General features: G+C 72.4%; 17 protein-coding genes. 12 read left to right on the top strand and 5 right to left on the bottom strand.

Annotated elements, in window-relative coordinates; genetic code table 11:
* Nucleotides 1-114: 114 nt before the first annotated feature.
* From ACQEVI_RS03470 to ACQEVI_RS03460, 3 genes are read left to right on the top strand one after another with little or no spacing between them, the layout of a single operon-like run.
* Nucleotides 115-1413: an anion permease gene (locus ACQEVI_RS03470; RefSeq protein ID WP_432905782.1), complete on the top strand. Its 1299-nt coding sequence runs from the start codon at nt 115-117 to the stop codon at nt 1411-1413.
* Nucleotides 1410-1640, top strand: a complete 231-nt coding sequence (locus ACQEVI_RS03465) for a hypothetical protein (RefSeq protein ID WP_432894728.1) — start codon at nt 1410-1412, stop codon at nt 1638-1640. Before ACQEVI_RS03470 ends, ACQEVI_RS03465 begins: the two co-directional genes overlap by 4 nt.
* A gap of 14 nt (nt 1641-1654) precedes the next feature.
* Nucleotides 1655-2287 carry a uracil-DNA glycosylase family protein gene (locus tag ACQEVI_RS03460; protein ID WP_432894726.1) on the top strand — a complete coding sequence of 211 codons (633 nt, stop codon included), beginning with the start codon at nt 1655-1657 and terminating at the stop codon, nt 2285-2287.
* Here the strand turns inward: ACQEVI_RS03460 and ACQEVI_RS03455 are convergent.
* Nucleotides 2238-2852 carry a VOC family protein gene (locus tag ACQEVI_RS03455; RefSeq protein WP_432894724.1) on the bottom strand — a complete coding sequence of 205 codons (615 nt, stop codon included), beginning with the start codon at nt 2850-2852 and terminating at the stop codon, nt 2238-2240. The two genes, ACQEVI_RS03460 and ACQEVI_RS03455, sit on opposite strands and share 50 nt — an antisense overlap.
* Before the next feature lie 94 nt (nt 2853-2946).
* Here ACQEVI_RS03455 and ACQEVI_RS03450 point away from each other — a divergent pair, with 94 nt between their 5' ends.
* The gene (locus ACQEVI_RS03450; RefSeq protein ID WP_432894722.1) at nt 2947-3954 is read left to right on the top strand and encodes a squalene cyclase; all 1008 of its coding nucleotides are present in this window, start codon (nt 2947-2949) and stop codon (nt 3952-3954) included.
* Here the strand turns inward: ACQEVI_RS03450 and ACQEVI_RS03445 are convergent.
* The 3 genes from ACQEVI_RS03445 to ACQEVI_RS03435 all read right to left on the bottom strand — a co-directional run bounded on the left by ACQEVI_RS03445 (nt 3934) and on the right by ACQEVI_RS03435 (nt 7216).
* The gene (locus ACQEVI_RS03445) at nt 3934-4587 is read right to left on the bottom strand and encodes a TMEM175 family protein (RefSeq protein WP_432894720.1); all 654 of its coding nucleotides are present in this window, start codon (nt 4585-4587) and stop codon (nt 3934-3936) included. The genes ACQEVI_RS03450 and ACQEVI_RS03445 overlap by 21 nt on opposite strands.
* 99 nt (nt 4588-4686) lie before the next feature.
* Complete coding sequence (locus ACQEVI_RS03440; protein ID WP_432894718.1) at nt 4687-6423, bottom strand: FAD-dependent oxidoreductase; 1737 nt, start codon at nt 6421-6423, stop codon at nt 4687-4689.
* Between the two features lie 142 nt (nt 6424-6565).
* Nucleotides 6566-7216, bottom strand: a complete 651-nt coding sequence (locus ACQEVI_RS03435; protein WP_432894716.1) for a heme oxygenase (biliverdin-producing) — start codon at nt 7214-7216, stop codon at nt 6566-6568.
* A gap of 324 nt (nt 7217-7540) precedes the next feature.
* Here ACQEVI_RS03435 and aspS point away from each other — a divergent pair, with 324 nt between their 5' ends.
* The 7 genes from aspS (at nt 7541) to ACQEVI_RS03400 (ending at nt 21917) form a co-directional block, all read left to right on the top strand.
* Nucleotides 7541-8872, top strand: a complete 1332-nt coding sequence (gene aspS, locus ACQEVI_RS03430) for an aspartate--tRNA(Asn) ligase (protein ID WP_432894714.1) — start codon at nt 7541-7543, stop codon at nt 8870-8872.
* Nucleotides 8873-9030: 158 nt separating this feature from the next.
* Nucleotides 9031-12894 carry a DUF4132 domain-containing protein gene (locus ACQEVI_RS03425; RefSeq protein WP_432894712.1) on the top strand — a complete coding sequence of 1288 codons (3864 nt, stop codon included), beginning with the start codon at nt 9031-9033 and terminating at the stop codon, nt 12892-12894.
* Between the two features lie 49 nt (nt 12895-12943).
* On the top strand, nt 12944-14065 hold the full coding sequence (locus tag ACQEVI_RS03420) for an ATP-binding protein (protein WP_432894710.1): 1122 nt from the start codon (nt 12944-12946) through the stop codon (nt 14063-14065).
* Nucleotides 14066-14076: 11 nt separating this feature from the next.
* Entirely contained in the window at nt 14077-16806 is a 2730-nt protein-coding gene (locus ACQEVI_RS03415; RefSeq protein ID WP_432894708.1) for a DUF5682 family protein, read from the top strand.
* Nucleotides 16803-18044, top strand: a complete 1242-nt coding sequence (locus tag ACQEVI_RS03410; RefSeq protein WP_432894705.1) for a VWA domain-containing protein — start codon at nt 16803-16805, stop codon at nt 18042-18044. Before ACQEVI_RS03415 ends, ACQEVI_RS03410 begins: the two co-directional genes overlap by 4 nt.
* Entirely contained in the window at nt 18041-19927 is a 1887-nt protein-coding gene (locus tag ACQEVI_RS03405) for a hypothetical protein (RefSeq protein WP_432894702.1), read from the top strand. The genes ACQEVI_RS03410 and ACQEVI_RS03405 overlap by 4 nt, the downstream gene beginning before the upstream one ends.
* 58 nt (nt 19928-19985) lie before the next feature.
* Nucleotides 19986-21917, top strand: coding sequence for a bifunctional 3'-5' exonuclease/DNA polymerase (locus ACQEVI_RS03400; protein ID WP_432894699.1), 1932 nt, complete (start codon nt 19986-19988; stop codon nt 21915-21917).
* A gap of 20 nt (nt 21918-21937) precedes the next feature.
* On the opposite strand, the gene ACQEVI_RS03395 is transcribed toward ACQEVI_RS03400, so the two are convergent.
* Nucleotides 21938-23248 carry an aspartate aminotransferase family protein gene (locus tag ACQEVI_RS03395; protein ID WP_432894696.1) on the bottom strand — a complete coding sequence of 437 codons (1311 nt, stop codon included), beginning with the start codon at nt 23246-23248 and terminating at the stop codon, nt 21938-21940.
* A 166-nt stretch (nt 23249-23414) separates the two neighbouring features.
* Between ACQEVI_RS03395 and ACQEVI_RS03390 the strand changes: the two genes are divergently transcribed.
* Nucleotides 23415-24320, top strand: a complete 906-nt coding sequence (locus tag ACQEVI_RS03390; protein WP_432894693.1) for a LysR family transcriptional regulator — start codon at nt 23415-23417, stop codon at nt 24318-24320.
* The last annotated feature ends 10 nt before the right edge of the window (nt 24321-24330 follow it).

The following is a 24330-nucleotide window of genomic DNA, read 5'->3' as shown; positions in this document are numbered from 1 at the left end:
TCCGTCCACCCCGGAAGATGAACATCATGTGAACAAAAATCGAACTGTTCACCTGAACGTCACCGGCTGGTCAAGTGTGATCTGCGCACACGTCACCATGGTGTGGTGACCGAGATGATTCTTCTCGTCGTGGTCGTGCTCACCGCACTCGCCTTCGACTTCACGAACGGCTTCCACGACACGGGCAATGCCATGGCGACATCCATCGCCACCCGAGCACTGACACCCCGCCGGGCGGTCCTGCTGTCCGCGGCCCTGAACCTGGTCGGCGCGTTCCTTTCGCTGTCGGTGGCCGCGACCATCGCCAAGGGACTCGTCGACGCCGACGTCATCACCCTGGAGGTCGTGTTCGCCGGCCTGGTGGGGGGCATCGTCTGGAACCTGCTCACCTGGCTGGTCGGCCTGCCGTCCAGCTCGTCGCACGCGCTGGTCGGCGGTGTCGTGGGCGCGGTGCTGGCGGCCGCGGGCAGCTCCGGCGTGCTGTGGGAGGGCGTCCTCGCGAAGGTCCTGGTCCCGGCACTGATCGCCCCGGTGGTCGCCATCGTGGTCGCCGCGACCGGTACCTGGCTCGTCGCACGGCTGACCCGCGGGCTGCCGCAGGACGTCACCTCGCGGGGGTTCCGTTGGGGCCAGGTCGGCTCCGCCTCCCTGGTCTCCCTGGCGCACGGCACCAACGACGCGCAGAAGTCGATGGGCATCATCCTGCTCGCCCTCATCACGGCCGGCGCCGTACCGGCGGACTCGGGCGTCCCGTTCTGGGTCATCCTGTCCTGCGCCCTGGCCATGGCGCTCGGCACCTACACCGGCGGCTGGCGCATCATCCGCGCCCTCGGCAAGGGCCTCGTCGAGATCGACACCCGGCAGGGGATGGCGGCGGAGACGTCGTCGGCGGCCGTCATCATGCTGTCCAGCTACTTCGGCTTCTCGCTGTCCACCACCCACGTCGCCACCGGCTCGATCCTGGGCTCCGGTGTCGGCATGCCGGGCGCGACGGTGCGCTGGGGGCTCGCCGGCCGCATGCTCGGCGCCTGGATGCTCACGCTGCCCGCGGCCGGCCTGATCGGCGCGCTCTGCTTCTGGGTGCAGCACGGGGTCGGCGGCGTGCTCGGCAGCGCGTTGGTGCTCGGCATCCTGCTCGCGTCGGCCGCGGCCATCTGGATCGCCTCGCGCCGCAAGCCCGTCGACCACACCAACGTCAACGAGGCCTGGGACGAGGAGCGCGGGGCCGGGATCGAAGCGGTCGCCGCGACCACCGGCGAAGCCGGCCCGCTGCACGTCGCACCGGTCGAGGCGGGCGCGACGACGTCGGCGGCTGCCGCCGCGATCGACAGCGTCACTGTGGGTGCGGGAGCGATCGGATCGTCAGCGGCCGGTGGGACATCGGACGCCTCCGGGAAGGGAGCAGCGCAATGAGCGGCATCATCGAGTGGGGCGCGCTGGGGCAGGTTGTCCTCGTCGGCCTGCTGGTCGGGGCGGGCGTCCCCGCACTGTTCGCGCTGGGGCTCCGGCTGCTCACGCTGCCGGCCGGGGCCGGCGTCGCTCCTGGCTCCGTCCGCCGGCTTGGCGGTTACCTGTGCCTGGCACTGTGCGTCGGGGCCATCGCCACCGGCCTGGCGTTCCTGGTCTCCGGCGGACACTGACCGAGGCTCGCACCTTGACGAGCAACCTCGACCGGATCCGCGCGGAGATCGCAGCCCACGAGTCCAACGCCTGGGCGCGGGACCTCGGCTATGAGCCGCTCTACTCCGCGGCGCCCGGCGCCCGGATCGCGCTCATCGGCCAGGCGCCCGGACGCAAGGCCCAGGAGAGCGGCGTGCCGTGGAACGACGCCAGCGGCGTCCGGCTGCGCTCGTGGCTCGGCGTCGACGACACCCAGTTCTACGACCCGGACCGGTTCGCCCTCGTCCCGATGGACTTCTACTACCCGGGCAAGGGTGCCTCCGGCGACCTGCCGCCGCGCAAGGACTTCGCCGCGCTGTGGCACGGCCGGATCCTCACCGAGCTGCCGGAACTCCGGCTCACCATCCTCGTGGGCGGCTATGCCCAGAAGCACTACCTGGGCGCCCGGGCGAAGCCGACGCTGACCGAGACCGTGCGCGCCTACGCCGAGTACCTGCCGTCGACCATCCCGCTGGTGCACCCGTCGCCGCTCAACTTCCGCTGGCAGTCCAAGAACCCCTGGTTCGAGGAGGAGGTGGTCCCGGCGCTGCGCACGCTGGTGGCCGGAGCGCTCGGCGCTACCGGCTCACCCGCACCGGCTCCCACGCGAACCCGTCCGGGTCGGTGAACGCGCCGAGGTCGCTGTTCACCGCGATCCGGTGCGAGCCGGACCCCTCCGGCGCCACCCCGCCGTCCTTGGCCAGTGCCGCCCGCTTGTACAGGCCGAACCCGATGGGGCTGGAGCCCATCTTGAAGTCGACGTAGGAGCCGAAGCTCTTGCCCACGGTCAGCCCGCGCGCGACGTAGAACTTCTTGCTCGCCGACACGTCGTCCGCCCCGACGAGGAGCACTATCTGGTCGGCCTTCCGGGAGACGGGGGCGGTGTCCTTCTTGGCGGACGTCGCGATCTTCCAGATGGTGCCGTCGGGCGCCTGGACCGCGCCGCCGTGGCCCCACATGGACCTGACCACGGGCTTGAGCACGGTGGCTCCCCCGGCGACGGCGGCGTCGAACAGGGCGTTGACGTCACCCGGCTGGGCGCAGACGAGGGACAGGTGGAATCCGCGGAACCCGCTGGTGGGTGCGTCGGACTCGCGGAGCTGGAGCCGGTCGCCCAGGTCGAGGGCGGCGTAGAAGGAGCGTGCGGAGCTGAGGTCGGTCACCTCGAGGGTGACGGAGTCGATGTCTGCCATGCCGACCACGTTAGGTTCGGCGTGCCGTCGGGTGCTTCTCGATTCCTGACCGACCTTCCTGACGACTCGGATCGGCTCGCGATAGCCTCCTGACGTGCCTCTCGTACCAGAGCTGCTCACCTGGTTGCTCGACGCCGACCCAGCGCTGCGCTGGCAGGTCGAGCGCGACCTCGCCGGCGCGCCCGAGGACGTCTGGCGGGCGACCCGGGCACGCGTCGCCACCGAGGGATTCGGTGCCCGCCTCCTCGCGCAACAGGACACCGACGGGCAGTGGGCGGGCGGCACCTTCTTCCCGGCCGGCTACCAGGGCGACGAGGAGGGCCAGCCCTGGACCGCGACGACCTGGTCGCTCAGCAGCCTCCGCGACTGGGGTCTCGACGCCGCGGTGCTGGCCGGGACCGCCGAGAAGCTCGCCGCGAACAGCCGGTGGGAGTACGACGACCTGCCCTACTGGGACGGCGAGGTCGACTGCTGCATCAACAGCTGGACGCTCGCCAACGGGGCGTGGCTGGGTGTCGACGTCTCCGGCAACGCCCAGTGGTTCGTGGACCACCGCCTCCCCGACGGCGGCTGGAACTGCGAGTGGGTGGAGGGCTCGACGCGCTCGTCGTTCCACTCCACGCTCAACTCCCTCAAGGGCCTCCTGTACTACGAGACCGCGAGCGGAGCAGGAGCCGGCGGCAGCGCCGACCTGCGCGCCGCACGCCGGGCCGGCGAGGAGTACCTCCTGGAGCGCCGGCTCCTCCACCGGCTCTCGACGGGCGAGCCCGTCGGCCCGTGGGCCACCCGGTTCGGGTACCCGTTCCGGTGGGGCTTCAGCGTCCTCAACGCCCTCGACTACTTTCGCGCGGCGGCGCTGCACGACGGCGTCGGGCCTGATCCCAGGCTTGCCGACGCCGTCGGCGTGGTCCGTGGCGCCCGCCGCCCGGACGGCACCTGGCTGCAGGAGGGACGCCATCCGGGGCGGGTCTGGTTCGAGACCGACGTCCCGCCGGGGGAGCCGTCGAGGTGGCTCACCTTCTACGGCACGCGCGTGCTCGACTGGTGGGACGGCGCAGACGGCGACGTGCGCGAGGGGTGGCTAGGATCCGTCCGTCGCTGACGCCGCCTCCCGGCCGACGACGCCGAGACGGATCAGCACCCAACGCAGCAGACCGGTGAGCGACATGACGAAGAGCCAGAAGTGCGACGGCACGATCAGGCCGAGCAGCAGGGTCAGTGTGAAGAGCAGGGCCAGGGCCAACGGCGCGGCCGCGACGGTGGCTGTGAACGGCAGCCCGACCGTCGCGCGCTCGCGCCGTTCGACGACGGCGATGGCGAACAGCAGCCACGCGCTCGCCGCGAGGGTGCCGACGTAGGAAGCGACCAGTGGCCGGTCGGTCTCCAGGCCGCCGGTGAGCGCCGTGACCACGGGCATGATCGTGATCGTGAACAGCCACGCGAACTGGAGCGTGGTCCGGCTGCGGCTCGCCGGCGTGTCCGGCAGGAGCATCGTGTGGTGCAGCCGCCAGAACAGCGCGATCATCACGAAGCTGAGCGCGAAGGCCAGGAGCTGCGAGGCGTGCGCCTCGACATACTCGGCGAGGCTCTGACCGTCGGCGGACGCCTCGGACACGCCCTCCATGAGCGGCAGGATGAGCAGGGTCAGCGCGATGGCGATCGCGGCGTCGAGGAACGCGATGAGGCGCTCGCTCGTGTGCACCGGTGGTGTCGCCTGCTTCGTCTCGTCGCTCACGCGAGCGATCCTGCCACGGCTCCGCCGCCATCGTTGAGTGCTGGGTATTTGTGGGGTTGAGCCCGACAATGCCGCAAATACCCAGCACTCAACGAGTCGTCACTCGACCAGCTTGCCTTCCGTCGAGACCTCCTCGGTGTGGATCAGGGTGGCGATCTCGTCCGGGACGGGCGGGATATCCTCGCGGACCACGCCCGTGCGCGGGGACCACACCAGGTTCACCTGCAGCGCCGGGTCCAGGTCGGGGTAGTCGCTGCGGTTGTGGCAGCCGCGGGTCTCGCGGCGTTCGCGGGCGGCCTCCAGCGTCGCTCGGGCGGCGATGAGCGACGCCTTCAGGTCGAAGGCGTGCGCCAGGTCCTGGAACCCGGCGATGTCCGGGTGGATGCCCACGTTCTTGGTGCGCACCTCGATCTCGTCCAGCTCGCGCAGGCCCGCGACCAGCCCCTGCTCGTCCCGGACGACGCCGGCGTGCTCGGTCATCGTGTTGCGCACCGCGCGCTGCAGGGCACGCACGTTCTCGTGCCCGTCGGCGGCCAGCAGGTCGGCGACCTCGGCGCGGGCCTCGGCCTCGGCGTCGTGCGAACGGTTCTGTGCCTCCAGACCGGCAGAGTAGGCGGCGGCCGCACGGCCGACGATGCGGCCGAACACCAGCAGCTCGATCAGGGAGTTGCCGCCGAGGCGGTTGGCGCCGTGCAGGCCGCTGGACGCCTCGCCGATCGCGTAGAGGCCGTCGACCTCGGTGCTGTGGTCCTCGGGTCGTACCCACACTCCGCCCATGGAGTAGTGCGCGGTGGGGGCGATCTCGATGGGTTCTGCGGTGATGTCGAGCATCTGCAGCTCGAGCATCGTCTGGTAGACGCGCGGCAGGCGCGTCATGATCGTCTCGCGCGGCAGGTGGGAGACGTCGAGCCAGACGCCGCCCTTCTCGGTGCCGCGCCCCTCCTTGATCTCCGTGTACGCGGCCAGGGCGACGCGGTCGCGGGTGGAGAGCTCCATCCGCTCGGGGTCGTAGTTCTGCATGAACCGTTCGCCCAGGGCGTTGGTCAGGATGCCGCCCTCGCCGCGCGCCGCCTCGGAGATGAGAGTGCCGGCCGCGTTCTCGGGCTCGAGGATGCCCGAGGGGTGGAACTGGACCAGCTCCGGGTCGCGCAGGCGCGCGCCGGCCTCGACGGCGAGCCGGAACGAGTCGCCGGTGTTCTCGTCACGACGCGACGAGGTGCGCCGCCAGATGCGGTTGTGGCCGCCCGCCGCGAGGATCACGGCGTCCGCGTGGATCAGGTACGGCGTGCCGTCGGTCAGGTCGAACCCGTAGGCGCCGAACACCGCGCCGTCGCGGGTCAGGATCCGGGTGACGTAGACCGAGTCGAGGATCGGGATGTCGAGCTGGGCCGCCCGGTTGACCAGCGAGCGTTGGATCTCCAGGCCGGTGTAGTCGCCGGCGAACGCGGTGCGGCGGTAGGTGTGCGCGCCGAAGAACCGCTGGGAGATGCGCCCGTCGTCCTCCCGGGCGAAGGCCATGCCGTATCGCTCGAGGTCCGCGATGCCTTGTGCGGCGCCTTTCGCGACGATCTCGGCCGTGTGCGGGTTGGCCAGGAGGTAGCTCTCCTTGATGGTGTCGGCGGCGTGCTGCTGCCAGGAGTCCTCTGCGTCCATGGTGCCGAGTGCGGCGTTGATCCCGCCCGCCGCGAGCGAGGTGTGGGTGTCCATGCGGGGCCGCTTGCCGAGGGCCAGCACGTCGACACCTTGTTCTGCGAGCTCGATCGCGGCGCGTAGGCCGGACCCGCCCGTTCCGATGACCAGCACTGTCGTTGAGATCCGACGTTCGGTGGTGTTCATACTTCATCCGACCACCTGGCCGGCCGATTCGTGACAGGTCCTGGTGTGAGCATTTCCTCAGGTGACATGAGTCATCACAACGTGTCAGCTGCCCAGGTCACCGGGATGACCTGAGCATCTGACAGCTTCGTCGGGGACTCGGTCAGCAGTGGATCTCGGCGAGCTCCGTGAACACCGCACGGTTCAGGTGGAACGCGTGGTGCGTCTCGGCGACGGTGGCGGCCACCTCGTCCTGGTCCAGGTCGAGCTGGTCCAGCTCGTTGCGGTAGGCGTCCTTGAACACCTTGACCTTCGGGATGTCCGGGAACGTGTAGAAGGCCAGACCTTCCTCGTCCAGGCCGTAGTGCTGCTTCATCATGCGCTTCACGATCTGGCCGCCCGACAGGTCACCCAGGTAGCGCGTGTACGAGTGCGCCGCGTAGTGCGGCAGGCTGCCGCCGATCTCGCGGACGCGGTCCGCGTACAGGTGCGTCGCCGGCAGGACGCGGATCTCCTCGCGCCACGCGGGCCCGTACAGGTAGGCCAGGTCGCGCTCGATGGCCGGGACGCGCGTGAGCTCGTTGAAGACGAGGCCGGCGCCGCGCTCGTCGTCGCGCACGGCGACGCTCGCCTCTTCCAGCGCCTCGTAGACCACGAGGAGCTGGGCCGAGAGGTCGGCGTGGGCGGCCCGGGTCAGCGCCCCGGACATGAGCTGCTCGATGAACTGCTCGGAGTTGGCAGCGTCGTGCTCGTCGCGCGTGCTCTGACGCAGCAGGGCGGACAGGGGGAGTTCTTCCTCGACGGGCAGGCTCACAGGATCTCCTCCGACAGGACGGAAACGTGCTGACAAACTGTCATCACATCGCGAGCATAGCAACTCCGGTTAGGTGAACCTAACTTCTCGTCGAATCGTGGGACGGACGGCGGTCTGAAACGTGTGGCGATGCGGGCGGCGTCGGGCATACCCTCTGGGTGGCGAGCGTGAGGCGTGACGAACCTCGGCCCGGGTTTCCGGGCAGGCGCACCGCCCGCGCGTACGGCGGACCGACGAGAGGCCGGGGTCTCCCGGCGAAGGAGTGGTGGCACCGCGACCTAGCCCCCGCCCGCTCCTCCAGGGCCTTCGCTCTCTGGAGGACTGATGAGACCACCTTCGCAAGCCCTGTCCGCGGCAGCCCCGTCCACGGACGCGCCGGCTCGTACGCTGGCCCGCGACCTGTCCGCCGCCCCGCCGGGTTCGACGGTGCGGTTGCAGGGCTGGGTCCACCGCCGCCGTCAGCTCGCGACCGTGACGTTCCTCGTGCTGCGGGACCGCACCGGCCTCGCCCAGGTCGTGGTGCGGACCGGCGTCGGGCAGGAGCTGGAGGTGCCGCCGGAGGAGACCACCGTGGAGGTGACCGGAACGGTCACCGCGAACCCGCAGGCCCCGGGTGGGGTGGAGGTCACGGAGCCCGTGATCGCACCGCTCACCGACGCAGCGGAGACCCCGCCCGTCGAGCTGTGGCGGCCGGCGCTCACCGCCGCGCTGCCGACGATGCTCGACCACGCGGCCGTCACCTGGCGGCACCCCGCGCAGAAGGCGCGGTGGGAGGTCGCGGCGGCGAGCCTGCGCGGCTTCCGGGCGACGCTGGACGCGGCGGGGTTCACCGAGATCTGCACGCCGAAGCTCGTCGGGACGGCCACCGAGTCGGGCGCGAACGTGTTCCCCGTGGACTACTTCGGGCGGCCCGCGTACCTGGCCCAGTCGCCCCAGTTCTACAAGCAGCAGATGGTGGGCGTGTTCGAGCGGGTCTACGAGGTGGGCCCGGTCTTCCGTGCCGAACCGCACGACACGGTGCGGCACCTCGCGGAGTACCGCTCGCTCGACGTCGAGCTCGGGTTCGTGCGCGACCACCGCGACGTGCTGGCGGTGCTGCGTGACGTGCTCGCCGGGATGGCCGACGCCGTACGCGGCTCGGGAGCTGCCGAACGGCTGGGCATCGAGGTGCCCGAGATCCCCGCGGAGATCCCGGTGCTGCACTTCGCGGACGCGCTCGCGCTGGTCGGGGCCCCGATGGACGAGCCAGACCTGGCGCCCGAGCACGAGCGGGCGCTGGGGGAGTGGGCCCTGGCCGAGCACGGGTCCGACTTCGTCGCGGTCGAGGGCTATCCCATGGTCAAGCGGCCGTTCTACACGCATCCGGAGCTGGGCGGCGAGCGGTGGAGCAACAGCTTCGACCTGCTGTTCCGTGGCCTCGAGCTCGTCACGGGCGGGCAGCGGCTGCACCGGTATGCCGACTATGTCGCCGCGCTCGAGGCCCGCGGTGAGAACCCGGCCGCCTACGCGTCGTACCTGGCGGCGTTCCGGCACGGGATGCCGCCGCACGGCGGGTTCGCGATCGGCCTGGAGCGCTGGGTGGCACGCCTCGTCGGGGCGGCCAACGTCCGCGAGGTGACGCCGTTCCCGAGGGACCTGCACCGGTTGGTGCCGTAGGGGGGTGGACCAGCACGGGCGCCCGGGTCGCGGCGCCCGTGCTGGTCGGCGGCCTCACTGTCAGTGGTCACCGCTACCTTTTGGCGCGCGCTGTGATGACGGCGCGTCACAGGGGCGAGCTCTGCCCTCGTGACCGACGGCTGGGTGAGGGACGAGAGATGCTCCAGGAATTGGCGGACCGGGCCAAGAACGGCAGCGAGATGGTGCGAGCGACGTGGGATGCGCTGGCCCCCCTGAGGTTGCTGAGCACCGGTGTGTACGACGATGCGGTCGGCTACGTGCTGCACGGCACGACGCCGGAGGTGCTCACCGGCCTGGCCGCAGCGGCCACCGAGGACATCGACCGACTGCTCTACGAGCCCGGACGTGCCAACCCGTACACCAGCTGGGTCTCGCCGGACCTCGCGAAGCAGGTGGCCGCCGCGCACAAGCACTGGACGAAGGCGAAGGGCATCACGGCACGGCGGCGCGTCTATGCTGACGGCTCCGTCGAGGTGGTCGTGCGGCTGGCTCGCCTGCTGGCGCAGGTCTGCGAGACGGTCGACGTGCCAGGAGTGCCCGACTGGTTCTCGCTGCTCGTGCACGACACCGCGTACCTGGGCTCACCGACGAGCAAGCGCTCGGACTTCGGAGGCGCTGCGCTGCGCTGGACACCGGACGAGTCCGAGAAAGCTGCCGTCTGGGGCGGCGTGCCCGCCGACCACGCCGTGCGCACCGTCCTGCTGACGATCCTGCACCGGGTCGGGAAGGGGCCTTCCTGGCACAAGGACGTGCGGCTGGAGATCATGGGTACGCCCGGGTTCGACGAGTACGCCGCACGGCATGTCGCGGTGCTCGCCGACGTCGTCGAGAGCCTGAACGCCGCGGGCAAGGGCGAGGCGCTCACCGGGATCGGCAAGCAAATCGGGTCGGACGACTTCGCACGCATCGTCGCCCGGCTCGCCGTCGACCCGGCCCAGGGCGTCCGGACCGCGGCGCTCGAGCACCTCGCCGGTCTTTCGGACGCCCGCCAGGTGGCGCTCCTCGCACCGCACCTGACGACCGCACCGTCACGCAGGCTCACCGAGGCCACGGTCCGGCTGGCCGCGCTGGAGGGCGGGATCGGGGCGTGCGAGGCTGCGCTCGCACCCTTGCGTGACGCGAACGGAAAGGTTGCCCGCGGCCAGAACGCGCGTGCCACCCTGCTCGACCATGCGATCGAACGGTCCCGCGCGCTGGAGACGCCGGCCGAGGCCAGCGCGGTCGAGCTTCCGGCGTGGGAGCCGCTGCCGGACGTCGCGGTGGACGCCGCGGTCCTCGAGCAGGTGCGGGCAGCCGTCGAGGCCGCGACCACCGAGGCGCGCGCCCACCTCGAAGAGATGAAGAAACACTCGCACGGGGACTCGAAGAGCTGGGCGCTCAAGGCTGCCCGGGACGACCTCGCCCGACTGCGAAAGATCACCGACAAGGAGTACGAGCTGCTCCCGGCACTGCTGTCCGGGGCGAAGCCGGCCGGCGACGAGTCTGCCGGGAAGAAGCCGTCCGGCGGGAAGGGGAAGGCGCGCGAGAGCGTGCAGCTGTACCAGTCCTCGCCGCTGATCCGCTGGCTCACGGAACGCCGCCGCGACCCGTTCACCGGCCTGGGCCTGATGCTGCGCATCCGTCTGCACGTACCGCCTCACCTCGGCCGTGGTCACGGCCCCGGGCTCCTCTGGAGTCTCCAGGGTCATCTGCACGAGCTCACCGATCTGCGTCAGCTCGACGAGGGACTGCGGCGGGCAGGAGTCGAGGCCCCGGAGGGCCTTGTCGCCGATCTCGTGCTCGACCGCTGGTGGGGGCGCCAGGAGATCTCGACGACGGTCGCGTGGCCCTGGTTCGCGGAGCGGCCGCAGGTGCTGGAACGGGCCCTGCAGGGTAGCGAGGGCGGGGCCGACCGGACCGCTAGGGCACTGGCCGTCCTCCGGGAGTTTCCCGCCGTCCCGCCGCTCCTGCTACCGAGCGTGACGGCGCTCGCCCTCGGCGCAGGCAAGACCCACCGCCGCGCTGCGCAAGAGGTGCTGGAGGCGCATCCCGGCGCTCGCTCTCTGGCCGAGCAGGCGCTCGGCGACGCCAAGGCGGAGATCCGCTCCTCTGCCGCCACGTGGCTTGCTCGTATCGGCGATCCTGCGGCGGTGCCGACGTTGCGTGCCGCGCTGAAGAAGGAGCGCCGCGAGGCAGCGCGTGCCTCGCTGCTGTCTGCGCTGGAGGCTCTTGGGGACGACCTCTCCGCCGACCTCGCCCCGGAGATTCTTCGGGCCGAGGCCGCCGAGGGCCTGGCGGGCAAGATGCCGGCGAGCCTCGACTGGTTCCCGTTCGACCAGCTGCCCGAGGTGTACTGGGCGGCCGCTACCGCCGGTCAGGACGGTACAGAAGGCCGGGGCGACGTCGTCCCGCGCGACGTCGTCCGCTGGTGGCTGGTGCTCGCTACCAAGCTCAAGGTGCCCAGCGGCGAGGGGCTGATCGCTCGGTACGTCGGGCTGCTGGACGCGCCGTCCCGGGCCGCGCTCGGCTCGTTCGTGCTGCGGGCCTGGATCGCTCGGGACACCCGTGGTCCCTCGGTCGAGGAGTCCCGTGCGCACGCCGACCAGCACGCCCAGCAGCGGTGGGCCGCCGTGCAGGCGCTGATCAAGCGGTACCCCGAGTACTACGGCGACCAGGCAGGCCGTCCAGTCGAGGACTTCTGGGCGATGCTCTACAAGCAGCACCAGGCCACCTACCTGGGTTCGGCCACTCAGGAGAAGGGGCTGCTCGCGCTCACGGTCGGTATGCCGGGCGCCGAGCTCGCCAAGACGGCCCAGTACTACTTCTCCGCCCACAAGGGGCGGCGTGCGCAGGCGGAGTACCTGGTCCGGACACTGGCCGCGAACGGGGACCGGGCCGCGGTGCAACAGCTCCTCGCGGTCTCGCGCCGCTTCAAGCAGCGCACCGTCCAGGAGACCGCGACCGCCCTCGCCCAGGACATCGCGGAACGCAACGGCTGGGACGCGGAGCAGCTCGCCGACCGCACGGTGCAGACCGCCGGGTTCGACGACGACGGCATCTTGCGCCTGGACCTCGGGGGATCCGACGGCGAACGCGTGGTCACCGGGCGGATCACCGAGACCTTCACGCTGGAGCTGCGCAACTCGGACGGCAAGGTCGTCAAGGCATTGCCCGCCCAGCGCGTGTCGGACGACGGCGAGACCTACGCGGAGGCGAAGCGCCAGCTCAAGGAGTCGCGGGCCGAGCTGAAGGCGGTGGTGGCGCTCCAGACCCAGCGCTTCGCCGAGGCCATGGCCACGGGCCGCACGTGGAGCTTCGCCGACTGGCGTGAGTTCGTGCTCGGACACCCTCTGATGTGGCGCCTCGCCGCGCGGCTGGTGTGGGCGGCCGAGGCGCCCGGTGCGGACGGCGCGGTGACGTTTCGTCCCGGGGACGGTGGCGCGCTGATCGGCGTCGATGACGAGGACGTCGCCCTGCCGGAGGACGCACGGATCTCGCTGGTGCACGCTGTGACACTCGGGGACGACGCGCAGCGGGGCACGCCGGCCTGGCAGGCGCACCTCGCCGACTACGAGCTCACGCCGTTGTTCGACCAGGGCCTTGGCGCAGAGGCGTCGTCGGCCGCCGACCTGCTGCCCGACGTGCCGGACGGCGCGCGAGCGATCCATACCCGCGAGGGTTGGCTCAGCGACTCGTTCACGATCCGCGGCCGGGCGACCAAGCTCGGGTACGTCAGGTCGCAGGCGGAGGACGCCGGCTGGTTCGGCGCCTACTGCAAGGAGTACTCGACGCTCGGACTCACCGTCGAGATCGTGTTCACCGGTGCGTACCTGCCGGAGGAGAACATCACCGCCGCCGTCAGGGAGCTCGTGTTCCGCCGCACCGGAACTTGGGGTGACCAGGGCCGTCTCCCGGTGCGGGAGGTACCGAAGACTCTGCTGGCGGTCTCCTACCGGGAGTACCTCACCGTCGCCGACGGTGGCGTCTTCGACTCCGACTGGGAGAAGAAGAGCCAGTACTGACCCGGCCGTCCGTAGCGCCACCCCCCACCCCTGAGCACCGAAGGACGTCATGACCACTCCCCAGACCACTCCCGACACCGGCGCCGAGATCCGCCCGCCCGCCGAGGTCCGCTACGCCGGCGAGCTCGCGGCGCTCGACGCCTGGGACACCGAGCGCGGCCACGAGCGGCCGCCTGGCTGGCGGCTGAGCCCGCGGGCCGTGCGGGCGTTCATCATCGGCTCCGAGGAGCTCGGGGTGCGGCGCAAGTTCTACGGCGACGACCCGCTGGTGGACCGAGCGGTCGTGTCGCTGATGGGTCGGCAGGGCCTGATGCTGGTGGGCGAGCCGGGTACGGCGAAGTCGATGCTGTCGGAGCTGCTGTCCGCGGCCGTCTCGGGCACGTCGACCCTCACGGTCCAGGGCACCGCCGGGACCACCGAGGACCACGTGCGCTACTCGTGGAACTACGCGCTCCTGGTGTCCGAGGGGCCGAGCGAGCGGTCGCTCGTGCCGTCCCCGGTCTGCACGGGTATGCGGGAGGGCCGGGTCGTGCGCTTCGAGGAGATCACGCGCTGCGCCCCGGAGATCCAGGACACGCTCGTGTCGATCCTGTCGGAGAAGCAGCTCATGGTCCCCGAGCTCGGGCCCGACGCCCGCGTGGCCGCCCGGCCCGGCTTCACCGTGATCGCCACGGCGAACCTCAAGGACCGCGGCGTCCACGAGATGTCCGCGGCGCTCAAGCGCCGGTTCAGCTTCGAGACCGTGGCACCGGTGCGTGACCGCGCGTTCGAGATCGAGCTGGTGCAGCACCAGCTGGAGGCGGAGCTCGGGCCGGACAGCGGCAGGCCCGCCGTGCCGCTGGACGTCCTGGAGGTGCTCGTCACGGTGTTCCAGGACCTGCGGACCGGCAGCACGCGTGAGGGCGCGCCCGTGAAGCGGCCCGAGACGGTCATGTCCACGGCCGAAGCCGTCAACGTCGCGGTCGCAGCGTCGCTTGAGGCCCGGTACCTCGGCGACGGCACGGTCACCGCGGCGGAGGTCGCGCGCCAGATCTCGGGGGTGGCGCTCAAGGGTGAGGAGGAGGACGCGCGTCGGCTGCGGCACTACGTCGACAACGTGGTGCGCGAGCGCGCCCGGAACGACAAGTGCTGGAAGGCGTTCTTCACCGCGGCGGAGCCCTTGTGGCGATGAGCGGAGTGGCGATGAGCGGAGTGGCGATGAGCGGCGGCCTCCGGGAGCTTGCGCCCGAGCGCCTGCGCGCGGCCGCTGCCGCCGTCGGCCGGCTGCGGGACGAGCGCGGCATCCACTTCGCGCCCGTGCGGCACCACAGCCCCGCGTGCGCGGTGGCGGTGCGCGCCGCGATCGAGGAGCTGCACCCAGCGGCCGTCCTCATCGAAGGGCCGGAGGAGTTCACGCGGCTCGTCCCGGACCTGCTGCACGAGGAGACGCGGCCGCCGATCGCGGTGCTGAGCCTTGGGGGCTCCGGCGCCGGCTTCTACCCGCTCGCGTCGTTCTCCCCGGAGTGGGTGGCGCTGCGCGCGGGGCAGGACGTCGGCGCGGAGCTCGCGTTCATCGACCGGTCCTTCGGGGAGCGGTCGGCTGCCGAGCGGGCGCTCTCCGGTTCTGCCGCGCCGGGCCAGGGCGGGGCAGCCGAGGGCGGCATCGAGAACGGTGGCGGGAGCGGCACCGAGCGACCCGACCCCTTCGCGCGGACTCTCATGTCCGAGCGGTACCTGGCGCACTCGGAGGCCATCGCAGCGCTCGCGCGCCGCCTCGGCTGCCGGGACCACGACGAGGTCTGGGACCAGCTGTTCGAGGCACGGGCGAGCGCTGAGCTGGCCGACTGGCGGACCGTGTTCGACGACGTCTTCGCGTGGTCGGCGCTCGCGCGTCTCGACTACGAGGAGGGCGTGCTCGCCGGCGAGGGTTCGCTGGACCGCGAGGCGCGGATGGCGGCGAGGATCGCCGAGACCGTCGAGCGGCTGTCCGCCGACCGCATGACCGGCAGCACAGCCGGCCCGGTCCTCGTGGTGACCGGTGCGTTCCACACGCTCGCGCTGGTCGAGGCGCTGTCCGGTGCGCCGGAGGGTGCGCCGGTCCGCGACCGGCAGCCCGAGGGCGGCTTCGGCCCGCCGGCGCAGGGCGAGGCGTGGCTGGTCCGCTACGACCACGAGCGGCTCGACGGGCTGCGCGGCTACGGCGCGGGCATGCCGTCTCCCGGCTACTACGAGCGGCTGTACGCGGCACACCTCCGCGAGCTGGGCCTGGCGCCGGAGCCGGTGTCGCACTCGACGTCGCAGTCGGCCGCGGCACCGACCGGTCCGATCGGTGCCCGCGCCCTCGCCACGGAGGTCCTGGTCGATGTCGCGCGCAGTGCCGCCGGTCGCGGTCACGGGGTGAGCCTGCCGCAGGTCAGCGCGGCGGCGGAGTCCGCCGTCCGGCTCGCGGAGCTGCGCGAACGCAGCTTCCCGTGCCGCACGGACCTCCTGGACGTGGTGCGGTCGTGCTACGTGCAGGACGACGGCGGCGTCGGCGGGCCGGGCGAGCCCGAGCGGCCGCTGGGGCTCGCCATCGCCGAGGTGTTCGGCGGCCGGTCGCTCGGCGACGTACCGCCGGGCAGCGCCTCGCCGCCCCTCGTGCGGGACGTCCGGGACCGGGTGCGAGCCGTGCGGCTCGTCATCGACGACTCCGTGCCGCGTACGACCCGTCTCGACGCGCGCCGGACGGCGTCCCATCGGGCGAAGCGCCAGGTGCTGGCGCTGCTCGACTTCGTGGGAGCGGGCTTCGGGCAGCTCGTCTCCGGTCCGGACCACGTGGCGGGCCGCGGGCTCGGCCTGATCACCGAGGAGTGGCAGTACTGCTGGACGCCCCTCGTCGAGGCGCGTCTGGTGGAGCTGGTGCACCTCGGCGCGACGCTGGACGCGGTAGCGGTCGCGCGGCTGTACGAGGCGGAGGCCCGGCTCGCGGGCACCGGAACCGGGGCCGCCGCCGGAGCGGGTGTCGGAACCGGGGCCGGGGCCGCAACTGTCGATGCCCTCGCCCGGCTCGTCGCGCAGACACTCGTGATCGGGATGGGTGCGCACCTGCCCCGGATCGTCTCGCTGCTGCGTACCACCCTGGACACCGACCGCGACCTGGGCTCCGTGGTGTCGGGTGCGCGGCGCCTGCTCGGCCTGTGGCACGCCCGGGTGGAGCTCGGCGCCGAGGAGCACGCGCGCGAGCTGCTCGACCTGGTGAGCCAGGCGCTCGCGACGGCCGCCTACCTGGTCAGCGACCTGGGCAGGACGCGCGCCGAGGACGAGGACGCCGCCATCGGCACACTGATCGACCTCCGCTCCCTGCTCCGGGACGCGGCGGCAGCGGGTGACGGCGACCAAGGGGGAACCGGCGCGGAGAGCCGCACCGCCGTCCTGCGCGAGCTCGCACGCCTGCGGGACGACAGGAGCACCGCGCCGGCCGTGGCGGGCGCCCTGCTCGCCCTGGGCTTCACCGACGGCGAGGTGCCCGACGACGACCTTGTCACCCGGGTGCGCGGCGCCCTGACCGCCGGCGCGGACCCGGGCACGGCGGTGCGGTTCCTGGGCGGCGTGATGCGCGCTGCGCCGGACCTGATCCTGCACACGCCCGAGATGTTCGACGCCGTCGACGACGCCCTGCGCGCGCTGCAGAGCGACGCGTTCCTGGCCGTCCTGCCGGACCTGCGGCGGGCCTTCACCTGGTTGCGGCCCACCGAGACGCACCGGCTGGCGAAGCGGGTAGCCGAGCGCACCGGCGCCCCGGTGGACCAGGTGGACGTGCGGGTCGCACTGTCCGAGGAGGACCTGGCGGCAGGCCTCGCCCTGGACCATGAGCTGGCAGCGGTGCTGGAGCGGGACGGGCTGGCCCACTGGGTCGGCGGCCCCGGAGCCGATACGACACGAGGAGAAGCATGAGCACCACCGGCTCCGGGACGCCCGGACCCGCCACTACCGACCCTGCCAGTGCCGACCCTGCCAGTGCCGACCTCGCGACGTCGATCTCCGGCGACGAGGCGGCCCGTCGCTGGCGGCTGGTGCTGGGCCGGTACGCGGCCGACCAGCTCTCGGTGGGGCAGCAGGACGCGGGCCTCGAACGGTCCCTCCGGTACCTGTACGACCGCGAGTACACGGCGCGCGGCCACCGCGTCGGCCAGGGCGGGGACGCCACAGGGCGGCCCGGCAGGGGCGCCGGCCTCGGCGGGTCCCAGCCGCACGGCGTCGACGTGACCGCGCTCGGCTGGCTCAACGAGGCGGGCAGCCTGTTCCCGCGCGAGACCTTCGAACGCATGCAGGTCGACGCGGTGAGCCGGTACGGCCTCACCGAGCTGCTGCAGGACGACACCGCGCTGGAGACCCTCGAACCCTCGCGCGAGCTCGCCGTCGCGATGCTGCAGGTGCGCGGTGCCCTGGACGACCGAGCGGCGGCCGGCCTGCGCCGCGTGGTCCAGCGGGTCGTCGAGGACATCGTGAAGCGACTTCGCACCCGGTTCACCACGGCCGTCAACGGCCGCATCGACCGGTCGCGCCGGTCGATGCACCGGGTGGCAAGGAACTTCGACTGGAAGCGCACGCTGCGCGCCAACCTCGGCCGCGTCGACGCCGACGGCCGCATGACGGTGCAGGACGTCCGCTTCTCGTCCCGGGCCAGGCGCACGCTGACCTGGGACGTCATCCTGCTCGTCGACCAGTCCGGTTCGATGGCGCCGTCCCTGTTGTACTCCGCGGTCTGCGCCGGGATCCTCTCGGGCCTGCCCGGCATCAACGTGCAGCTCTACCTGTTCGACACGTCGGTCGTGGACATGTCGCACGTGGCCGACGACCCGGTCACCGTGCTGATGACCGCACAGCTCGGCGGCGGCACCGACATCGCGCGGGCGGTACGCCATGCCGAGCAGCAGGTGCGCAACCCGTCGCGCACGGTGGTCGCGCTGGTCAGCGACTTCTACGAGGGTGGCTCCGTGTCCAGCCTCCTGTCGACGGTGCGCCGGATGGCGTCGTCGGGCGTGACGATGCTGGGACTCGCCGCGCTGGACGAGGCAGCGGAGCCGGTCTACGACCAGGGCACCGCCAGGCACCTCGCCGACTGCGGCATGGAGGTCGCCGCGCTCACCCCTGAACGGTTCGCCGAGTGGTTGGGAGAGGTGCTCTCATGAGCGAGCCCACGATGACCGCGCAGAGGACTTTCGCCTGGGCCGCCCCGTACGCGGGCCTGGACGACGACGCGCTCAAGACGCTCGGCAACGCCGGACTGCTGCGCCGCGCCCGCAAGGACTACGCCGCCAAGGACGGCGTGACCGAGCTGTCCCACGATCCGAAGGGTGCGGTGCTGGCCGTCTCCGGGGTGTCGGTCCGGGTGGACGGCCGCGGCCCGGCGGCAGTCTCCTGCGACTGCCCGACGGCGGGGGTGTGCCAGCACGTCCTGACCGCCTGCCTCTGGGCTGCCGAGGTGGCGCCCGAGGCGCCGCCGCAGGGGGCGGCGCCCGTCGTCGCGCAGTCGGTACCCAGGACATCCGGCCCCGGGGCGGAGAGCGCGGCCGGTGCCGCACCGGCGTCCGGGACCCGGCGGACCGCGGCCGTGCGCGGCCCCTCCGAGGCGGTGCTGCGACGCCGCCGGGAGGCCCTCGCGGAGGTGCGCGACGTCGTCGGACGGCTCATGTCGGGCGGCCTGTCCCACCTCGGTCCGGACGACGCCGAGTCCGTCCTCGCGCTGGCCGGCCGGGTACGCCTGGCCGGGTTCGAGCAGATCGAGCCAGGTCAGGTCGGCGGCGTGCGGTTCGTCGGCCTGCTGCGCGTGACGGCCGGCTTCGTCAGCGGCCTGGCCGGGCGGGACGACGCCGTCACCGAGTCCGACCTGCTCGATTCCCTCGCCGAGGTCTGGGCGATGGCCGAGGTGCTGCAGCGCGCCCTGGACACGGGTAGCGGGGACGATGCAGCCGGCCGGGAGGACCACGCGACGGGAACGGGAGCCGGGAGCCGCACCGACGCAGAGGAGGTGGACGTCGTGCGGTGGGTGCCGCTCGGGGCCCGGTGGTGGACCTCGCCGAGCGGTTCGCGAGGGCTCGCCTACCTCGGCTGGGACAGCGAGGCCGACACCTCGTCCGGAACGGAGGCAGGTCAGGTCCGGCAGGTCGTGACCGGCCGTGGGTCGGGCACCGACCCGGGCTTTCAGCGCAGCTGGACCAGCCCGCTGCTGTGGGGCCGGTCCCTGAGCACGCTGTGCGAGGGCGCCTTCAAGGTGACCGCGGTACGGGCCAAGCCCGACGGCGCCCTGGGCGCGGGCGGGACCCCGGTCGTCCGTCGTCTGGACGGCGACGGGTTCGACCTGGCCGAGCTCCAGCAGATCGCGGGACGGACGGGCGCCGGGGTGGCGCCGCGCGACGTCGTCGGGTTCGGACGCCGCCCGGCGAACGTCCGGCTCGTGCTGGTCCGCGACGTCGGTGAGATCGGGATCGACGAGGTGCGGCAGGAGCTGACGCTCACGATCGTCACGTCCGACGGCGAGGAGCGCGCGCTGCGCCTGCCCGTGACGAGCGAACAGGCGGTACAGACGTTGCTGTCCGTCAGGTCGCAGCTGGTGGCGGTCACGATCGAGCGTCGCGAGGACCGGGACGAGCCGGTAGGCCTGTTCGTGCGCGACAAGGGCGCGATCCGGCTGGTCAGCCCCACCATCACGCCGGCCTGGACGTTCGAGAGCAGCCACTGGGACTTCTGGCGCCGGCGCATCCGCAAGCTGAGGGCGCAGGCGGCGTCGGCGAAGACCGTCCGGTCGGTGGCCGCGCCGCCGACCCCGGTGCGCCGGGTGACGCTGCTGCTCGGCGACGTCCTCGTCGCGGCGGCGGCAACAGGACGGCCGGTGCTCACGACGCGGCAGCGGTCCGACGTCGAGCAGGCGCACGCCCTGGCCAGGGATCTCGGGCTCGCGACGCTGGAGCGGACGGCCGGCGGACTGCTCGACGGGGAGCTGACCCCGTCGACCGTGCTGCACGCCGCCTTCGTGGTGGGCAGGGCCCGGGCGGTCGCGGACGTCGCCGGCTGACCGCCCGACTTCGCCGAGCGTCAGGTCGAGTGTCAGAGGGTCACGGCAGACTGACCCCATGCACACGGTGATCTCACGGGAACCCTCGGGCGCGGGCCTACGGCCGGTCTCCGACTCCGGTGCGCCTGTCGGAGAGTCGCGCATCATCGACACCGCCGGCCTGGCCCGCGAGGTGGCCGCCGGCGAGTCGTCCCAGGTCCGCTGGACCTGGGACGACACCAACAACTGGTACCCGGCCCTGCTCGCCGAGGGCGTGCGTGTCGACCGGGCGCACGACCTGCGCCTCGCCCACGCGGTCCTCCGCTCATCGGTGCTCTCGGCTCGCACCGCGCTCGCCGAGGCAGGGCCCGGGGCATGGGACCGCCTCGCGCCCGTCCCACCGCCGGGCGGGCCGACGGCGGCGGCACTGCTCCGTCCTGACCGGCACCCCGGCTCCGAACCGCTCTTCGACCTCGGCGAGATCACCGCACCCGCGACCCGGTCCGGGACCGACCGAAGCAGCCGCCGCGAGGGCGACGAACGGCCGAGCGGCCCGGAGCGGCAAGGCGGACGGCAGGGGAACATCAGCCAGCAGGGGAACGGCGAGACCCTCGACCCCGCCGCCGAGCTGGCCGCGCAGCTCGCGGCGCTCAAGGACAGCACCGAACCCGGCCGCCTCCGGCTCCTGCTCGCGGCCGAGTCAGCGGGGGCGCTCGCGGCCGCCGAGATGCACCACGCCGGACTGCCGTGGCGCGGCGACATCCACGACGAGATCCTCACGGAGGCACTCGGCCCGCGGCCGCGGCCGGGTGCGCGCCCGGCAAAGCTCGAAGCGCTCGCCCACCGGATCCGCGAGGCCATCGACGCTCCGCCGACGCTCAACCCCGACTCCCACCCGGACCTCCTGCGAGCCATGGAGTACGCGGGCGTGGGCGCCCGCAGCCTGCGCAAGTGGGAGCTGGAGAAGCTCGACCATCCGGTGATCGCTCCGCTGCTGGAGTACAAGGGCCTCTACCGCCTCTACACCGCCAACGGCTGGAACTGGCTGGACACCTGGGCCCCGGACGGCCGGTTCCGGATGGAGTACGTGGTCGGCGGGGTGGTCACGGGCCGCTGGGCCAGCACGGGAGGCGGCGCGCTGTCACTGCCCCACAACGTCCGGCGGGCGGTGACCGCCGATCCGGGCTGGACGTTCGTCGTCGCCGACGCCGCTCAGCTCGAGCCCCGGGTGCTGGCCGCCCTGGCCCGTGACGAGCGCATGGCCGCCGCGGGGCGCAGCAAGGACGGCGCGAACACGGACATGTACGCGGGGATCGTCGCGACGGGCGCCGTCGACTCCCGCGAGCACGCGAAGGTCGGCATGCTCGGCGCGATGTACGGGGGCACCACGGGCGTCAGCGCACAGGTGCTGCCGCGGCTGGCCCGCGCGTTCCCGCAGGCCATCGACCTGGTCGAGCGGGCGGCGCGGGCAGGCGAGCGCGGTGAGAGGGTGACCACCCGGCTCGGGCGGAGCTCGCCGCTGCCGGGGGAGTCCTGGGCCGCCGTGCAGGGTTCGGCGTTCGACGAGGACGCGGGGGCCGACGTCCAGTCCCGCGCCCGCAGCCAGACCCGCTCCTGGGGCCGGTTCACGCGGAACTTCGTGGTCCAGGGCACTGCCGCCGAGTGGGCGCTGTGCTGGATCGCGTCCATCCGCCGTCGGCTCTGGGCGCTGGGAGAGATCGAGGTCAGCACCCTGACAGGCAGCACCCCGACAGGCAGCACCCCGCCGGGCACAGCCTCAGGCGCATCCAGACCTGGCCTGGCGCCGTCGCCGTTCGACCGCCGTCCGCACCTTGTGTTCTTCCTGCACGACGAAGTCGTGGTGCACGCGCCGGCGGCGATCGCCGGCGTCGTCGCGCAGGAGGTGCGGGCCGCGGCCGAGGAAGCCGGGCGGTTGTTGTTCGGCGACTTCCCCGTGGACTTCCCGCTCAGCGTCGCGGTGACGGAGAGCTACGCCGAGGCGAAGGGCTGAGTCGGCGAGGCGTATTCATCTCAGGCGGGTGCCGACCGGTCGAGCACCGCCCTGAGCGACGCCTCCAGGATGTCCACGCCGCTGTGGAGGTCGTCCTCGGCAATGGTGAGGGGCGGCGCGATGCGGAAGATGCCGCCCATCCCCGGCAGCTGGACGATGTTCATGTGCAGGCCGCGGTCCAGGCAGGCCGAGGTGACGGCGTTGCCCAGCGCGTCAGCCGGGGTCTTGCTCTGCTTGTCCCGCACCAGCTCCAACCCCTGGAGCAGGCCGCGCCCGCGCACGTCGCCGACCAAGTCGTACCGCTCGTGGAGTGCCAGCAGCCGCTCGGTGAGCTGCTCACCCAGCCGCGCCGCCCGCTCCACGAGGCGTTCCCGCTCGATCACGTCGAGGACGGTCAGTCCGACTGCTGCCGCGAGCGGGTCGGACACGTGCGTCGTGTAGAAGAGGAACCCGCGGTCGTAGCAGACCTGCTCGATCTCGGCGGTCGTGATCACCGCCGCCACCGGCAGCCCGGCCCCCAGGGTCTTCGACAGCGTCAGGATGTCCGGGACGACACCGTCCCGCTCGAACGCGTACATGTCTCCGGTGCGGCCCAGACCGGTCTGCGCCTCGTCGAGGACGAGCAGCATCCCGCGTTCCTCGCACATCTCCTTGAGGCGTCGCAGGTACCCCGGCGGGAGCTCGATGATCCCGCCGGAGGACAGGATCGGCTCGACGACGCAGGCCGCGAGGCTGCCCGCGGACTGCTGGTCGACGAGCGCGAACCCGTACGCCAGCTCGGCCTCCCAGTCGTACGACCCGTCGGCGGCCCGGAACGGTGACCGGTAGGCGTTGGGGGAGGGCAGGGCGAGATTCCCCGGGGTCGGCGGACCGTAGCCGCGGCGCCCGGCGGAGAACGTGGCGGACGCCGCACCCTGGGTCATGCCGTGCCAGGAGCGGTCGAACGAGACGATCTCGTAGCGGCCGGTGAAGAGCTTGGCCAGCTTGATCGCCGCCTCGTTCGACTCCGCGCCGGTGCTCAGCAGCATGACCTTGCTCAACGGGTCCGGCAGGGTCGCGGTGAGCCGGTCGGCGAGCCCCAGCACCGGGGCACTGAGCATGCCGCTGAAGAGATGGTCCAGTGACGCGACCTGCGACGAGACCGTCGAGACGATGTCCGGGTGCGCGTGGCCGAGGATCGAGCTCATCTGCCCCGAGGTGAAGTCGAGGATCGCCCTGCCCTCGCGGTCGACGACGTAGGACCCGGCGGCGCGTTCGATGACCCGCGGCGTGAAGCTCGGCCCGTACCGGATCAGCAGGCGGTCGGCATCGTCCCAGAACGTCGTGTCCATGGTCGTCCTCTCTGGCGCCGGTGCCGCAGCACGCCCGAGCAGGATCGGGACCGTGCCTGCGACGGGATCACGGCCATCCTCGACCGACCGGAAGAGTCAGGACAAGCACACAAAAGCGGCTGACCGTTCGTTGCCGCCGAACGATCGGCGGCATACGGTCGGCATCGTGCTCAACCCACGGCGACTCGAGATCCTGCGCGCGGTGCTGGCCGCCGGATCGATCAACCGGGCGGCCCGCAATCTCAGCTACTCGCCCGCGACGATCAGCCAGCACATGACCGCGCTGGCCCGGGAGACCGGGCTGGTCCTGTTCGAGAAGCAGGGCCGCGGCATCGTCGCGACCGACGCCGCGCGGGACCTGGCCGATCAGGCGCAGGCGCTCCTGGCCGACTTCGACCGCCTCGAACGGGCGGTGGCAGACCTCAGGGACGGTCAGGGACAGCACCTCGCCGTCGCGTGCTTCGCCTCGGCGGCCGAGCAGTGGATGCCCGCCGTCGTGCTCGCCGTCCGCCGGCTCCAGCCGAACCTGACCGTCGAGATCAGCCTCAACGAACCGGTCGACGGCCGCGGACGGCGCCGGCCTGACCTCGACATCCGCACCGAGCCCGCGGGCGGTACAGAGGTGCGGCTCGACGGCTACCGGCGTCACGAGCTCGTCGTCGAGGACCTCGTGGCCGTGCTCCCGGCCACCCACCCGCTCGCCGACGGCGTCGAGGTCGGTCTCGGCGATCTCCGGGACGAGCCCTGGGTCGACCACGACATCTACGACAGCCCGATCGGACGCATCGTCCTTGGCGCATGCAGCGCCGCCGGGTTCACGCCGCGCTACGCCGCGCGGCTCGACGACCATCGCGCGGCGCTGCGGCTCGTCGCGGCGGGTGCGGGCGTCACCGTCCTGCCGCGGCTCGCCGTCCCGGAGCTTGTCGAAGGGCTCGTCGCCAGGCCCCTGGTGCGTCCTACGGTGTCCCGGCGCATCGTCGTCCACGCCGCCGAGGACCGCCGCCGGGCAGCGCTCGTCGCGTGCGCGGTCGAGCAGCTGCGCGCGTGCGCAGCGCAGGCACCAGCCGCGTAGTCACCAGCCG

Source organism: Promicromonospora sp. CA-289599, assembly GCF_050936155.1.
In the GTDB taxonomy this organism is placed as follows: Bacteria; Actinomycetota; Actinomycetes; order Actinomycetales; family Cellulomonadaceae; genus Promicromonospora.
Note: the sequence above shows the minus strand (reverse complement) of the source record. Positions and strands in the feature narration are given on the sequence as shown.